Here is a 13,668-nt window from a genome sequence, read left to right on the forward strand (position 1 = left end):
GGCGGCGTCAGGCGGAGACGCCGTCGATCCGGGCCAGTGCGTCATCGGCGCCGTACGGCTGGAGGTAGGGCAGCCAGCGCGGGTCCCGGTGGCCGGTGCCGATGATGCGCCAGGCCAGCCCGGTCGGCGGCGCCGGCTCGTGCCGCAGCCGCCAGCCGATCTCCACCAGGTGGCGGTCCGCCTTGACGTGGTTGCAGCGGCGGCAGGAGGCGACGACGTTGTCCCAGGCGTGCTGACCGCCCCGGCTGCGCGGGATCACGTGGTCGACGCTGGTCGCGACGCCCCCGCAGTACATGCAGCGCCCACCGTCGCGGGCGAACAGGGCACGCCGGGTCAGAGGAACGGGCCCCCTGTAGGGGACCCGGACGAAACGCTTGAGCCGCACTACACTCGGTGCTGGAACGGTGACGGTCGCGCTGTGCATGAAGGCGCCTGATTCCTCCAGGCAGACTGCCTTGTTCTCCAGGACGAGGACGAGCGCGCGGCGGAGCGGTACGACGCCGAGGGGCTCGTACGACGCGTTGAGGACCAGGACGTGCGGCACGTATGCCTCCTTGTACGCCGGCGGCGCGTGGCTCGCGCCGGGACGATCTGGTTCAGTCTCTCCTCTTGCCTGGTCGACGCGCCACCACCTCCCGGTAACGGGGCGAGGGAGTTTATTCTCACGTCGCCCCGACCACCGCCGGCACCCACCACCCGCCACCTCGTGGTACGGGGTCCCCGACCCCTGCTCCCGCCCTGGTGGGAGCGGGTCCCCGCGGCCGCCCGACGAGCCCTCCGAACGCCCCGGTGCGCGGCGATCGGAGCACTGTTCGGGCGACACTGCCCCGTTAGTGTGGTGTGTCTGCCCGATCCCGGCGGGTCGCCCCACCCCGCCGTCCCCCAGCGGGCAGGCCGCTGAGCCTGGAGGTACCTGCCGTGTTCCTGTCCGTCCTGCCGGTCACCGGCGCCGACCCGGGTCCCGTCACCCTGGAGGACGCTCACGAGTCGGCGACGAACGCCGCGAGCTGGGTCGAGCAGAACTGGTCGACGTGGCTGAGCATCGGTCTGCGCGTGCTGCTGATCCTCGTCATCGCCGTGGTGCTGCGGGTGGTGATCCGGCGGGCCATCACCAAGCTGATAGACCGGATGAACCGGACCGTGCAGGCCGTCGACGGCACCGCACTGGGCGGGCTGCTGGTCAACGTGGAGCGCCGCCGCCAGCGCTCGCAGGCGATCGGCTCGGTACTGCGCTCGGTCGCGTCCTTCCTCATCCTGGGCACGGCCGCGCTGATGGTCCTGTCCACGTTCCAGATCAACCTGGCGCCGCTGCTGGCCTCGGCCGGTGTCGCAGGCGTCGCGATCGGTTTCGGCGCGCGCAACCTGGTCACGGACTTCCTGTCCGGCGTCTTCATGATCCTGGAGGACCAGTACGGCGTCGGGGACTCGATCGACGCGGGCGTGGCCTCCGGCGAGGTCATCGAGGTGGGGCTGCGGGTGACCAAGCTGCGCGGCGACAACGGTGAGATCTGGTACGTCCGCAACGGCGAGGTGAAGCGCGTGGGCAACCTCTCGCAGGGCTGGTCCACCGCGGGCGTCGACGTGACGGTGCGGCCCAGCGAGGACCTGGACCGGGTCCGTGCGACGCTCACGGAGGTCGCCGAGCGGATGGCCAAGGACGAGCCGTGGAACGAGCAGCTGTGGGGTCCCATCGAGGTCCTCGGCCTGGACAGCGTGCTGATCGACCAGATGGTGATCCGGGTCACGGCGAAGACGATGCCCGGCAAGTCGCTCGGCATCGAGCGGGAGCTGCGGTGGCGGATCAAGCGGGCGTTCGACGCGGCGGGCATCCGGATCGTCGGGGGGTTGCCGCTCCAGCAGGCGGACGAGTCCGCGGCGGATCCGACGGCGGGGGTGTCCCCGCCGTCGGCGTACGCGAACACCGCGTCGCCGCAGTCGATGGCCGCGTCCCCCATCCCCCCCACCAACCTCACGAAGTAGGCCCCCCTGCGGGTGCGCTGCGGGTTTGCGCAGTTCCCCGCGCCCCTGATCGGGGTCCTCCGGTCGAGGGTCGACTGCGGGTCCGCATGGGTTGCTCGCGCAGTTCCCCGCGCCCCTATCGGGACCTCCGGCCGGGAGTTCGGCTGCGGGTGCGCGGGGGTTGCTCGCGCAGTTCCTCGCGCCCCTGTTGGGGCCTCGTTGCTGGACGGCGGTGGGGAGAGCCCCGATGAGGGGCGCGGGGAACTGCGCAAAACCCACGACGCACCCGCGCTGGACAGCGGACCTGCGGGGAAGCGCACCCGAAGGGGGCGCGGGGAACTGCGCGAGCAACCACAGCGCACCCGCACGGGACAGCGCACCCGCAGGAGTTCAAGGGCCAGGAACCCGCACCGGCATCACGCACGTGGTAAAGCTGCCCTGATCCGCAGAACGAACCACGACGGGCCCGTCCACCTCACGGACCTCCAACAACGCATCGGGCCCGACCCCCGCGTCCACCGCGGGCAACAGCACCCCGGGATCGAAGGAGATCCGCACCCGCCCCCCACCACACAGCGCCCGCGGCACCCGCACCCCGTCGACGGCGACCCCGTCCGGCCCCGCCGTGAGGGTCACGTACCGTTCGCCCGCCGCGACCAGCGGCCCCCGCAGCGCCGCCCGGTCGACGACCACCCGCTGCCGCACCGGCCCGAGACCGGCCAGCACCGCCCGCCAGTCGGGGAACTCCCCGGAGGCGACGCGCACCGACCGCTCCCCCTCCGGACCGAGCAACCGCACCCCTTCGGGCCCCGCCTCGACGGTGACCTCCGACAGCGGCAGCGCCCACACCGCGAGTTCCCGCGCCCGTTCCGCCTCGACCAGGAACGACCGGGGCCCGCCCCGCCCCGCGTCGGCCCGTAGCGTGCGGGCCGCGAGCCGGTACCGGTCGGTGGCGACCACCCGGACCTCCCCGTGGTCCAGTTCGACCGACAGACAGCCCAGCACGGGGTGCTCGGCCCGCACCGCACCGCTCGCCGTCGCCGTGACCACCTGCCGCAGCGCCCGGGAGAACTCCGCTCCCCCGACCCGGGCGGTCGTGGTCGGGCCGGGCAGTTCGACCAGGAGGTCCCGTACCGCGGCGCGGGCCGCGTCGGCCGCTTCGGCGGCCCGTCGGGCGTGGTCCTCCAGGACGGTGCGGGCGTCCTCGGGCGGACCGTCCAGCACCGCCAGCACATCGGCCAGCGGCACCCCGGCCGCCCGCGACCGGCGCACCCGCACCGCGCGTTCCTCCTGGTCAGGGGAGTAGTACCGGTATCCGGTGACGGGGTCCACCCGCGCGGGCCGCAGTACGCCGCAGTCGTCGTAGAAGCGCAGCGCGCTGGCGGCGAGTCCCACCCGCCGCCCGAACGCGCCGATGCCCATCAGTGCGTCCGGGTCACCGGGCGCGCCCGGGTTGCTCTGTTCGTCCATGCGTCTGAGCCTCCCCCTTCGAGCGGCTTGAGGGTCAAGCGGGGCGGGCCGGTGCGCGGACACAGATAACGAGTTGGTAGCCGCCCGTCCGCTCCATTGACGACCGCGCGCATGGGCCCCTACCTTCCCTGCAACGGATAGGAAAGTTTCCTAACAGTGCTCCGGGGACGGGAAGGGCAGGTGATTCCGCGATGACCTCGACCGACCCCACCGGTCACACCGGTCACGGCGGCCCCGTCTGGCACCCCGGCCCGGGCGGCGGCCCGAGCGCGCCGACCACCCCCGGCACCCCCCGCGTCCTCCGCACCATGAACGACCGCGCGGCGCTGGACCTGCTGTTGGCGCAGGGGCCCCTGTCCCGTACCCGGATCGGCGAGCTCACCGGGCTGTCCAAGCCCACCGCGTCCCAGCTCCTGGCCCGGCTGGAGGCCGCCGGCCTGGTCCGTGCCACCGGCACCACCGAGGGCCGCCCCGGTCCGAACGCCCAGCTCTACGCGGTGAACCCGACGGCGGCGCACGCGGCCGGGCTGGACGTCCGCCCCGAAGGCATCCGCGCGGCGGTCGCCGACGTCACCGGCCGCACCGTCGGCGAGTACGCCCTGCGCACCCCCGGCCGCCGCAGCGACCGACCGGTGGTCCAGCTGGTGACCGAGGCGGTGGACGGTGCCGCGTCCGCCGCCGGGTTGACCCGGGGCGAGGTGCACCGGCTCGTGATCGGGACGCCGGGCGCGTTCGACCCGAACACCGGGCGGCTGCGCTACGCCTCCCACCTCCCGGGCTGGCACTCCCCCACCCTGCTGGACGACCTGGCCGCGGCCCTGCCGATGCCCGTGGGCTACGAGAACGACGTGAACCTCGCGGCCGTCGCCGAACAGCGGCTCGGTGCGGCCCGCGGGCACGAGGACTTCGTGCTGCTGTGGAACGAGGACGGGCTCGGCGCGGCCCTGGTCATCGGCGGCCGACTGCACCGCGGGTGGACCGGCGGCGCGGGCGAGGTCGGGTTCCTCCCGGTGCCGGGCGCCCCGCTGATGCGTCAGGTCACGAAGACCAACAGCGGGGGCTACCAGGAGCTGGCGGGGGCCCAGGTGGTCGCCCGGCTCGCCCGCCGGCTGGGCATCGTCCCGGTGCCGCAGGGCCCCCACCCGGAAGCCGCCGCGACCCTGATCAGACGGGCGGTCGACCACCTCGCCGACCCGGGGACGTCCCGCCACCACGGCCGGATCGGCGACGCGTACCAGGACCTGCTGCGCACCTACGCGACCGGGCTGGCGACCGGGCTCGCCTCCCTGGTCTCCGTGCTGGACCCCCAACTCATCGTGCTCAGCGGCTCGGTGCTCACCGCCGGTGGTGAGGCGCTGCGCTCGCTGGTCCAGGCCGAACTGGCCGACCTGGCCGCCTCCCGGCCGAAGCTGGTCGTCGGCACGGTCGACGGACACCCCGTGCTGCGCGGCGCGCTGGAAAGCGCGCTGGCGGCCACCCGCGACGAGGTCTTCGACACCTCGCGCGCCCCCTAAGCCCCCCACGGGATCCGGCCCCCTCCGGGAGCCCGGATGCACCACGCACCACACGCACCACGCATCACCACGCACCCCCAGTCCCCCGTTCCCTACCCCCGTCCCCACCCCCAGCCCCGTCCGGTACCACCAGCACATCCCCGCACAGCACGTACGGCGCACACACCACCCGTTTGCCCCGACCCGCTCAAGGGAGACACCGTCATGCCCGGATTCCGTCGGAAGGCCGCGGCCGCCCTGGCCGCCACCACCTCGATAGCCCTGTTCGCGACGGCCTGTACGGGCGAGTCGTCGACGGGTGCCGAAGACGACGCGTCCAAGAACACGACGATCACGTTCTGGCACGGCTGGACCGCTCCCTCGGAAGTGAAGGCGATCGAGGACAACATCGCCCGCTTCGAGGACGCGCACCCGAACATCAAGGTGAAGGTCGTCGGTGCGATCAACGACGACAAGCTCAACCAGGCGCTGCGGGCGGGCGGTTCGAAGGGCCCGGACGTGGTGTCCTCGTTCACCACCGCGAACGTCGGGAAGTTCTGTTCCTCCGGCGCCTTCACGGACCTCGCGCCGTTCATCGAGAAGGACGGCATCGACCTGGAGAAGACGTTCTCCAAGGTGCTGTTGGAGTACACGCAGTTCGAGGGCAAGCGGTGCGCGCTGCCGCTGCTGTCGGACGCCTACGGCCTCTACTACAACAAGGACGAGTTCAAGAAGGCCGGGATCAAGGCGCCGCCGAAGACCTGGAGCGAGTTCCTGGAGGTCGCCAAGAAGCTCACCAAGGCCAAGGGCGACAGCTACGAGACCCTGGGCTTCATGCCGAACTACCACGGCTACGAGACGGTCGTCTCGCACTACATGTCCCAGTGGAACCACGAGTACTTCGACGCGGACGGCAAGTCCAACATCGCCAAGGACCCGGCGTTCGCGGAGATGTACACCTTCCAGAAGAAGCTGGTCGACAAACTCGGCGGCTTCGGGAAGCTGGAGAAGTACCGCACCACCTTCGGCGACGAGTGGGCCGCGGAGCACCCCTTCCACCTGGGTCAGGTCTCCATGCAGCTGGACGGCGAGTGGCGGCTCGGCATGGCCGAGGCGGCCGACGTCGACTTCGAGATCGGCGTGGCGCCGCTGCCCGTCGCGGACGACGAGGTGGACGAGTACGGCAAGGGCTACCTGTCCGGGACGATCATGGGCATCGCCCCGCAGAGCAAGAAGAAGAACGCCGCCTGGAAGCTGATGAAGTACATGACCACCGACACCGACGCGGTGGTGCAGTTCGCGAACGGGATCAAGAACGTCCCGTCGACGCTGGCGGCGCTCGACTCGCCCGACCTGAAGCTCGACCCGCGGTTCAAGACCTTCCTGGACATCGCCAAGCACCCCAAGTCGAACACCTCGCCCGGCGCGGTCGACGGCATCGGGTACCAGAACACGCTCCAGGACTTCGGCTACCGCTACGAGGCCGGCAAGGTCAAGGACCTCCAGGCCGGCCTGGAGGAGACCGCCGAGCAGATCGACACGGACCTCGCGAAGGTCGCGCGGTAACCGTGGCCACCCAGCACACGCTGCGGGCGAAGCGCCGTCGTTCGGCGCTTCGCACGTTCGCCTTCCTCTCGCCCTGGCTGATCGGGTTCGCCGTCTTCTTCGCCTACCCGCTCGTGTCGACCGTCTACTTCTCGTTCATGCAGTACGACGGCTTCGCACCGCCCACCTGGAACGGGCTCGACAACTGGTCGTACCTGTTCAACGACTTCCCGAAGTTCTGGCCCGCGATGCAGAACACCCTCTGGCTGGTGCTGGTGATGGTCACCTGCCGGGTCGCCTTCGGGCTCGGCATCGGGCTGCTGATCACCAAGATCAAGTCGGGTACCGGGGTGTTCCGGACCCTGTTCTACCTGCCCTACCTCGCGCCGCCGGTCGCGGCGACGCTGGCCTTCGTGTTCCTGCTCAACCCGGGGACCGGCCCCGTCAACTCCGTGCTGGAGTCGGTGGGCATCTCCGCGCCCAGCTGGTTCAACGACGCCGACTGGTCCAAGCCCGCGCTGACCGTGCTCGCCGTGTGGGGCATCGGCGACCTCATGGTCATCTTCATGGCCGCCCTGCTGGACGTGCCCAAGGAGCAGTACGAGGCCGCCGAACTGGACGGGGCCTCCCGCTTCCAGCGGTTCCGGTTCGTGACGGTGCCGAACATCTCCCCGATCATCCTGTTCGCGGTGGTGACCGGGGTCATCGCGGCCATGCAGTACTACACGCAGCCGATCGTCGCCGCCAAGGTGGCCTCCGGGCGGATGGGCGGCTCCGGGCAGCCCTTCGAGCCGGGCTATCCGGAAGCCTCGACGCTGACCCTGCCCCAACTCGTCTACAACGTCGGCTTCCAGCGCTTCGACTACGGCACCGCCTGTGCCGGGGCGCTCGTCCTGTTCGTCCTCGCCATGGCGTTCACCGCACTGCTGATGCGACGCCGCGGCGGCCTCATCGGGACCGGTGACTGACCCATGGCCCAGGTGACCGAGAAGACCCCGGCGCGCGCGGTACGCCCCGCGCCGGCCCCCGTCACGCCCGCCCAGCGCACCGCCCGCCGCAAGGCCCTGCTGCACTGGATCGCCGTGCACTCGCTCGGCGTGGCGGCGGCCCTGTTCTTCCTGCTGCCGTTCGCCTTCGTGCTGCTGACCTCGCTGATGAGCGACCAACAGGCGCTCACCCGCGACCTGTGGCCGCGGGACTGGAAGTTCGACAACTACCTCACCGTGTGGGACACCCCCGGCTTCCTCACCTGGTGGCGCAACACCCTGCTCTACGCGGGCCTGGGGACCGTGCTGTCGGTGGTGTCCTCGATCCCGGTGGCGTACGCGCTCGCCAAGTTCCGGTTCCGGGGCCGCAAGCTCTCGCTGATGCTGGTCATCTCGATGATGATGCTGCCGCCGCAGGTCGTCATCATCCCGATGTACCTGTTCTGGGCCAAGCAGATGGACCTGTCGGGGACGCTCTGGCCGCTGATCATCCCGATGGCCTTCGGCGACGCGTTCTCGATCTTCCTGCTGCGGCAGTTCCTGCTGACCATCCCGGACGAGTACCTGGACTCGGCCCGGGTCGACGGCTGCGGGGAACTGCGCACCCTGCTGCGGGTGGTCCTGCCGATGGCCAAACCGGGCATCGCCGCGGTCGCCCTCTTCCAGTTCTTCTACGCCTGGAACGACTACTTCGGACCGCAGATCTACGCGTCCGACAACCCCGCCGCCTGGACGCTCAGTTACGGACTGGAGTCGTTCAAGGGCGCGCACCACACCAATTGGAACCTGACCATGGCAGCTACCGTGCTGGTCATGGCACCGGTCATCCTCGTCTTCTTCTTCGCCCAGAAGGCGTTCGTCGAGGGTGTCACGCTCACTGGAGTGAAGGGCTAGTACTACTGATGAAACTGACCGTGGTCGGCGGAGGGTCGACCTACACCCCCGAGCTCATCGACGGATTCGCGCGGCTGCGGGACACCCTCCCCGTCTCCGAACTCGTCCTGGTCGACCCGGCGGCCGACCGGCTCGAACTGATCGGCGGGCTCGCCCGGCGGATCTTCGCCAAGCTGGGCCACCCGGGCACCATCACCACCACCGACGACCTGGACGCGGGCGTCGCCGACGCCGACGCGGTCCTGCTGCAACTGCGCGTCGGCGGCCAGGCCGCCCGCAACAACGACGAGACCTGGCCGCTGACCTGCGGCTGCATCGGTCAGGAGACCACCGGCGCGGGCGGCCTCGCCAAGGCACTGCGCACGGTGCCGGTGGTCCTCGACATCGCCGAACGCGTCCGGCGCACCAACCCGAACGCCTGGATCATCGACTTCACCAACCCGGTCGGCATCGTCACCCGGGCCCTGCTCAGCGCCGGCCACAAGGCCGTCGGGCTGTGCAACGTGGCGATCGGCTTCCAGCGGAGGTTCGCCGACCACCTGGGCGTCGCCCCGAGCGAGGTCCACCTCGACCACGTCGGACTCAACCACCTCACCTGGGAGACCGGGGTCCGCCTCGGCGGGCCGCAGGGCGAGGACGTGCTGCCGAAGCTCCTCGCCGAACACGGCGACACCATCGCCTCCTCGCTCAGCCTGCCCCGGTCCCTGCTCGACCGGCTCGGCGTGGTGCCCTCCTACTACCTGCGCTACTTCTACGCCCACGACGAGGTCGTCCGCGAACTGCGGACCAAGCCGTCGCGGGCCGCCGAGGTCGCCGCCATGGAGCGCGAACTCCTGGAGATGTACGGGGACCCCGCCCTGGACGAGAAGCCCGCCCTGCTCGCCAAGCGCGGCGGCGCCTTCTACTCGGAGGCCGCCGTCGACCTGGCCGCCGCACTGCTCGGCGGGGGCGGCAGCCCGTACCAGGTGGTCAACACCCTCAACCGGGGCACCCTGCCGTTCCTGCCGGACGACGCGGTGATCGAGGTGCAGGCCGAGGTCGGCCCCGACGGACCCCGTCCGCTGGCCGTGCCGAAGCTCGACCCGCTGTACGCGGGGCTGGTCGCGAACGTCACGGCGTACGAGGACCTGGCACTGGACGCCGCACTGCGCGGGGGCCGCGACCGGGTGTTCCGCACGCTGCTCGCCCATCCGCTGATCGGGCAGGTCGAGTACGCCGACAAGCTCACCGACGAACTGATCGCGCACAACCGGGAGCACCTCGCGTGGGCATGAGCGGCTCCACCCCCTCGCAGCGGCCCGGACCGCCCGCCGTGGCGGGCCGGCCGGTGCTCGCCATCGACGCGGGGAACAGCAAGACCGACGTCGCGGTGGTCCTGGCCGACGGACGGGTGGCCGGGACCGGCCGCGGCGGCGGGTTCCAACCACCGAAGGTGGGCGTCGAGGCGGCGGTCGACGCGCTCGCCGAAGCGGTGGCGCCGGCGTTCGCCGAGGCCGGCGTCACCTCGGTCGGGCACGTGTCAGCGTGCCTGGCCAACGCCGACCTGCCGGTGGAGGAGGCACAGCTCGCCGAGGCCCTGCGGCGGCGGGGCTGGAGCGCCGTCGACAGCGTCGAGGTGCGCAACGACACCTTCGCCCTGCTGCGGGCCGGGGTCGCCGAACCGCGGGGCGTGGCCGTGGTGTGCGGGGCGGGCATCAACTGCGTGGGCATGCGGCCCGACGGTCGCACCGCGCGGTTCCCCGCGATAGGGAAGATCTCCGGGGATTGGGGCGGCGGCCTCGGTCTCGCGGAGGAGGCCCTGTGGTTCGGGGCGCGGGCCGAGGACGGGCGCGGGGAGCCCACCGAGCTGGCGCACGCGCTGCCCCGGCACTTCGGACTCGACACGATGTCCGCGCTGATCGAGGCGCTGCACCTCGGGCACGTTCCCGCGGGGCGCTGCCACGAGCTGACCCCCGTGCTGTTCGCCACCGCGCAGGAGGGCGACCCCGTCGCCCGCTCCCTGGTCGACCGGCTCGCCGACGAGGTCGTGAGCATGGCGGTGGTGGCGCTGCGGCGGCTGGAACTGCTGGACGAGGAGACGCCCGTGGTGCTCGGCGGCGGCATCCTGGCCGCCCGGCACCCCCGGTTGGACTCCGGGGTGCGCGAACGGCTCGCGGAGCGGGCGCCGAAGGCCGTGCCCCAGGTGGTGACCCAGCGCCCGGTGCTGGGCTCCGCGCTGTTGGGGCTGGACCGCATCGGCGCGGACGCGGACGCGGGGCAGCGGCTGCGGAAGCACTTCTCCTAGGACGGGGTCCGGTCCCGTCCGTGCGCCGGCCCGCCCCCTGCACGGGCCGGCGCACGGACAGCTCCCGCACGGGGTGCGGCGCCGCGCCGCACCCTCAGCCGGCCGGCGGAGGCGTCCCCTCCGCACGCGCCGGGCCGGTCGCGTAGGCCAGCGGCGGCGCCACGGCCTGGGCGTCCACCCCCTCGCCCACCCAGAGCGAGATGAACAGCGCGGCGGTCGCCTCCAGGAGCCCCGCCCGGTCGAGCCCGCCGCCGGCCACCGGATCGCAGCCCACGTCCCGCACCAACGCACGCACGAGGGCCAGGGCTTGCGGATCGTCCCCGCAGACCGGAACCGCCAGCGGACGGCCGTCGAAGACGGGGGGCCGCATGCGCCACACGTCCTCGTGGCAGAGGTTGAACGCCTTGACCACCCGGGCTTCCGGCGCCGCCGCGGCCAACTGCTCCGCGGCCGAGGGCCCTTGCCCGGTCAGCAACCGGAAGCCGGGCCCGACCGGGTTGGAGCAGTCGAGCAGCACCCTGCCGGCCAGGACCCCGCGCAGTTCCCGTACCACCTCGGCCCCCGCGCCGAACGGCAGCGCCGCCAGGACCACCTCCCCGAACCCGGCCGCCGCATCGAGCCCGGTGGGGTGCGCGGCGGGGCCGATGCGCTGCGCGAGCCGCTGCGCCCGGTCCGGGTCCCGGCCGCCCACGGCCACCTCGTGCCCGGCCCGCACCCAGTGGGTGGCGAGCGCGTCCGCCATGTTGCCCGTGCCCAGTACGCCGATCCTCATCACGCGTTCCCCTCCGTGCCCCGTCCTGCGGTGCCCGTTCCGGTCGTTCACCACGACGCTAGGGGGCCCGTCGGGCACCATGTGGTGCGTGACGACCGACGCCTTCCTCGCCGACTGCCGCGCTCGCCTCGCCTTCGACCTGCTCTCCCACACCTGGAACGCCGTGGTGCTCTGGGCACTGCGGGACGGCCCGCGGCGCCCGGTCGAACTGCGGGAGCACATCGGGGGCATCAGCTCCAAGGTCCTCACCGAGACCCTGCGGCGCCTCCAGTTCAACGGGCTGGTGACGCGGCACGCGCTGCCCGGTGCGCCGCCGCGGGTCGAGTACCGGCTGACCGACCTGGGCCGCACCCTGTTGGCCCCCATCGACGCCTTCGGGGCCTGGGCCTTCGAACACGGCGACGAGGTGATGGCCGCGCAGGAGGCCGCGGAGGCCGTCACGCCGCCGGACCCGCCCCGTACCCGTACCGCCGGGTAGGGGCGCGTCGGAGCCCGTAGGGCCACTCGATCGTGTGTACGGAGCGTGCGAGAGGGAACCGAACACCCTCGGAGGGCGTATTCACCAATGGGGGGCACAAGATCCCGGCAATGCCCGTGCGCGAGGGGGCGCCTACGGTGATACTGGCCGCACCGAACGGGCAGCGCAGGGGGATGGACGGATGACCACGGGGGAGGCCGCATGACGCATCCGTCGCACCGCGGCACACAAGCACCGACCGGAGCCGTGCCCACCGGCCGCCCGTCCACCAGACCGACGCCGGGCGGGTCCGGAGCGCCGGCCGGCGTGCCCGGACAGCCCTCCGCACCCACACGGCCGCACCCCGCGCACCCCTCCCCGGAGCCGACGGCGCCCCCGGCGTCGACGGCGGCGCTGTCGCCCCGCCGGTCCGCCTGGGCGGAAGGCACGGACCGGCTCCGCGCGGCGGCGACCACCGAGCCGGGCCGGCTGCGCCTCATCGGCGCCGTCCTCGCCCTGCTGGTCATCGGGTTCGGCGCGGTGACCTCCTGGCAGGTGACGGACCGCGCCACCGCGGCCGACGACGTCCTGCACCGCAGCCAGCCCCTCGCCTCGGAAGCCGCAGCGGTCTACCGCTCGCTGGCCGACGCCAACACCGCCGCGTCCAGCGGTTTCCTCGCCGGCGGCCAGGAGCCCGCCCAGGTGATCGAACGGTACCGGCGGGACATCGACACCGCCTCCGAGAAGCTCGCCGCGGCGTCCGCCGGAGCGGAACCGGGCTCCGCGTCCGCCGCCGCCATCGCCGACCTCAACCAACTCCTGCCGCGGTACACGGGCCTGGTGGAACGCGCCCGCGCCAACAACCGGCAGGGCCTGCCGCTGGGCGGCGCCTACCTGCGGTACGCGAACGACACGATGCAGACCGAGATGCTGCCGGCCGCGGAGAAGCTCTACACCAGCGAGAACGCCCGGCTGCGCGCCGACTACGACGCCGCGACGCCCTACCCGTGGGTGGCCATCGGGGTCGGCACGCTCGCCCTGGCCGCCCTCGCCTGGGCCCAGCGCCGCAACTACCTGCGCACCAACCGGGTGTTCAACCACGGACTGCTCGCCGCGACCGCCGCCTCGACGGTCGTCCTGCTGTGGCTGGTCATAGGGCACTCGGTGGCCCGTTCCGGGCTGAACGACTCGTACGAACACGGGGTGCGCTCGCTCAACGCCCTCAACGACGCCCGCCTCGCGTCCCTGAAGGCCCGCGGCAACGAGAACCTGACCCTGGTGAGCCGCGGCGCCGAGACGGTCACGGTGAAGGACGTCCCGGTCGACAAGTACGACGCCGCGTACAACGAGCAGATGGGCCTGCTCGCGGGCACCGAGGGGCGTCCCGGTCTGCTGGCCGCGGCCCTGGACCTCGCCGACGACGCGGACGGCAGGACGCCCGTCTCGGACGCCACCGATGCCATGAAGGTCTGGCAGGAGCGGCACGGAGTGGCCCGTGACCGGGACAACGCGGGCGACTACCAGGGCGCCCTGGACAAGATCATCGGTACCGAGAAGGACAAACCGACGGGCCGGTGCGTCAGTACCGAGGACCGGCCGACCGGGGAGTGCTTCGACGCGGTCGACGCGGCCCTGGACAAGGCCCTCGCCCATGAACAGGGCGAGTTCAAGAAGGCCGTCGGGCACGCGCCGGGCAGCATGAACGCCCTGGCCCTGGGCGCCGCGGCGCTCGCGCTGCTGGCCGCCGCGTTCGCCCTGCTCGGCATCGGGCGCAGGCTGTCGGAGTACCGGTGAGAGGGGACGCGACG

Annotated in this window: 12 protein-coding genes; 9 read left to right on the forward strand and 3 right to left on the reverse strand. The window is 72.3% G+C overall.

From position 1 onward, the window contains the following. Window positions 1-7: 7 nt before the first annotated feature. Window positions 8-544: an HNH endonuclease gene (locus ACFYOU_RS07075; RefSeq protein ID WP_385487306.1), complete on the reverse strand. Its 537-nt coding sequence runs from the start codon at window positions 542-544 to the stop codon at window positions 8-10. A 374-nt stretch (window positions 545-918) separates the two neighbouring features. Here ACFYOU_RS07075 and ACFYOU_RS07080 point away from each other — a divergent pair, with 374 nt between their 5' ends. Continuing rightward, window positions 919-1,980 (forward strand): mechanosensitive ion channel family protein, encoded by a 1,062-nt coding sequence (locus ACFYOU_RS07080; protein ID WP_389772186.1) that lies wholly within the window; start codon window positions 919-921, stop codon window positions 1,978-1,980. A 369-nt stretch (window positions 1,981-2,349) separates the two neighbouring features. Here the strand turns inward: ACFYOU_RS07080 and ACFYOU_RS07085 are convergent, their stop codons facing one another. After that, window positions 2,350-3,429: a MerR family transcriptional regulator gene (locus ACFYOU_RS07085; RefSeq protein WP_391304005.1), complete on the reverse strand. Its 1,080-nt coding sequence runs from the start codon at window positions 3,427-3,429 to the stop codon at window positions 2,350-2,352. A gap of 308 nt (window positions 3,430-3,737) precedes the next feature. Here ACFYOU_RS07085 and ACFYOU_RS07090 point away from each other — a divergent pair, with 308 nt between their 5' ends. The 6 genes from ACFYOU_RS07090 (at window position 3,738) to ACFYOU_RS07115 (ending at window position 10,631) form a co-directional block, all read left to right on the forward strand. Next, window positions 3,738-4,943 (forward strand): ROK family protein, encoded by a 1,206-nt coding sequence (locus ACFYOU_RS07090; protein ID WP_391304219.1) that lies wholly within the window; start codon window positions 3,738-3,740, stop codon window positions 4,941-4,943. A 204-nt stretch (window positions 4,944-5,147) separates the two neighbouring features. Next, window positions 5,148-6,488, forward strand: coding sequence for an extracellular solute-binding protein (locus tag ACFYOU_RS07095; protein ID WP_391304006.1), 1,341 nt, complete (start codon window positions 5,148-5,150; stop codon window positions 6,486-6,488). A 2-nt stretch (window positions 6,489-6,490) separates the two neighbouring features. Further along, a complete protein-coding gene (locus tag ACFYOU_RS07100) occupies window positions 6,491-7,435 on the forward strand; it encodes a carbohydrate ABC transporter permease (protein WP_385487298.1) in 945 nt (314 codons plus the stop codon). A 3-nt stretch (window positions 7,436-7,438) separates the two neighbouring features. Next, window positions 7,439-8,347, forward strand: coding sequence for a carbohydrate ABC transporter permease (locus tag ACFYOU_RS07105; RefSeq protein ID WP_389772195.1), 909 nt, complete (start codon window positions 7,439-7,441; stop codon window positions 8,345-8,347). An 8-nt stretch (window positions 8,348-8,355) separates the two neighbouring features. Further along, window positions 8,356-9,621 carry a 6-phospho-beta-glucosidase gene (locus ACFYOU_RS07110; protein ID WP_389772197.1) on the forward strand — a complete coding sequence of 422 codons (1,266 nt, stop codon included), beginning with the start codon at window positions 8,356-8,358 and terminating at the stop codon, window positions 9,619-9,621. Then, window positions 9,618-10,631 carry an N-acetylglucosamine kinase gene (locus ACFYOU_RS07115; RefSeq protein WP_389772199.1) on the forward strand — a complete coding sequence of 338 codons (1,014 nt, stop codon included), beginning with the start codon at window positions 9,618-9,620 and terminating at the stop codon, window positions 10,629-10,631. The genes ACFYOU_RS07110 and ACFYOU_RS07115 overlap by 4 nt, the downstream gene beginning before the upstream one ends. A gap of 94 nt (window positions 10,632-10,725) precedes the next feature. Here ACFYOU_RS07115 and ACFYOU_RS07120 read toward each other — a convergent pair whose 3' ends face one another. Then, window positions 10,726-11,403 carry an NAD(P)-binding domain-containing protein gene (locus ACFYOU_RS07120; protein WP_391304007.1) on the reverse strand — a complete coding sequence of 226 codons (678 nt, stop codon included), beginning with the start codon at window positions 11,401-11,403 and terminating at the stop codon, window positions 10,726-10,728. A gap of 88 nt (window positions 11,404-11,491) precedes the next feature. Here ACFYOU_RS07120 and ACFYOU_RS07125 point away from each other — a divergent pair, with 88 nt between their 5' ends. Then, window positions 11,492-11,881 (forward strand): winged helix-turn-helix transcriptional regulator, encoded by a 390-nt coding sequence (locus ACFYOU_RS07125; protein ID WP_391304008.1) that lies wholly within the window; start codon window positions 11,492-11,494, stop codon window positions 11,879-11,881. 201 nt (window positions 11,882-12,082) lie between these two features. Then, window positions 12,083-13,654, forward strand: a complete 1,572-nt coding sequence (locus ACFYOU_RS07130) for a hypothetical protein (RefSeq protein WP_391304009.1) — start codon at window positions 12,083-12,085, stop codon at window positions 13,652-13,654. Window positions 13,655-13,668 lie beyond the last annotated feature (14 nt).

Origin of the sequence: Streptomyces sp. NPDC005955, from assembly GCF_042871255.1 — a bacterium.
Classification (GTDB): Bacteria; Actinomycetota; Actinomycetes; order Streptomycetales; family Streptomycetaceae; genus Streptomyces.

Coding starts and splice junctions, on each gene's coding strand:
- ACFYOU_RS07085 (WP_391304005.1), bottom strand. CDS start 3,429: ATGGACGAACAGAGCAACCCGGGCGCGCCCGGTGACCCGGACGCACTG.
- ACFYOU_RS07090 (WP_391304219.1), top strand. CDS start 3,738: ATGAACGACCGCGCGGCGCTGGACCTGCTGTTGGCGCAGGGGCCCCTG.
- ACFYOU_RS07095 (WP_391304006.1), top strand. CDS start 5,148: ATGCCCGGATTCCGTCGGAAGGCCGCGGCCGCCCTGGCCGCCACCACC.
- ACFYOU_RS07105 (WP_389772195.1), top strand. CDS start 7,439: ATGGCCCAGGTGACCGAGAAGACCCCGGCGCGCGCGGTACGCCCCGCG.
- ACFYOU_RS07110 (WP_389772197.1), top strand. CDS start 8,356: ATGAAACTGACCGTGGTCGGCGGAGGGTCGACCTACACCCCCGAGCTC.
- ACFYOU_RS07115 (WP_389772199.1), top strand. CDS start 9,618: ATGAGCGGCTCCACCCCCTCGCAGCGGCCCGGACCGCCCGCCGTGGCG.
- ACFYOU_RS07120 (WP_391304007.1), bottom strand. CDS start 11,403: ATGAGGATCGGCGTACTGGGCACGGGCAACATGGCGGACGCGCTCGCC.
- ACFYOU_RS07130 (WP_391304009.1), top strand. CDS start 12,083: ATGACGCATCCGTCGCACCGCGGCACACAAGCACCGACCGGAGCCGTG.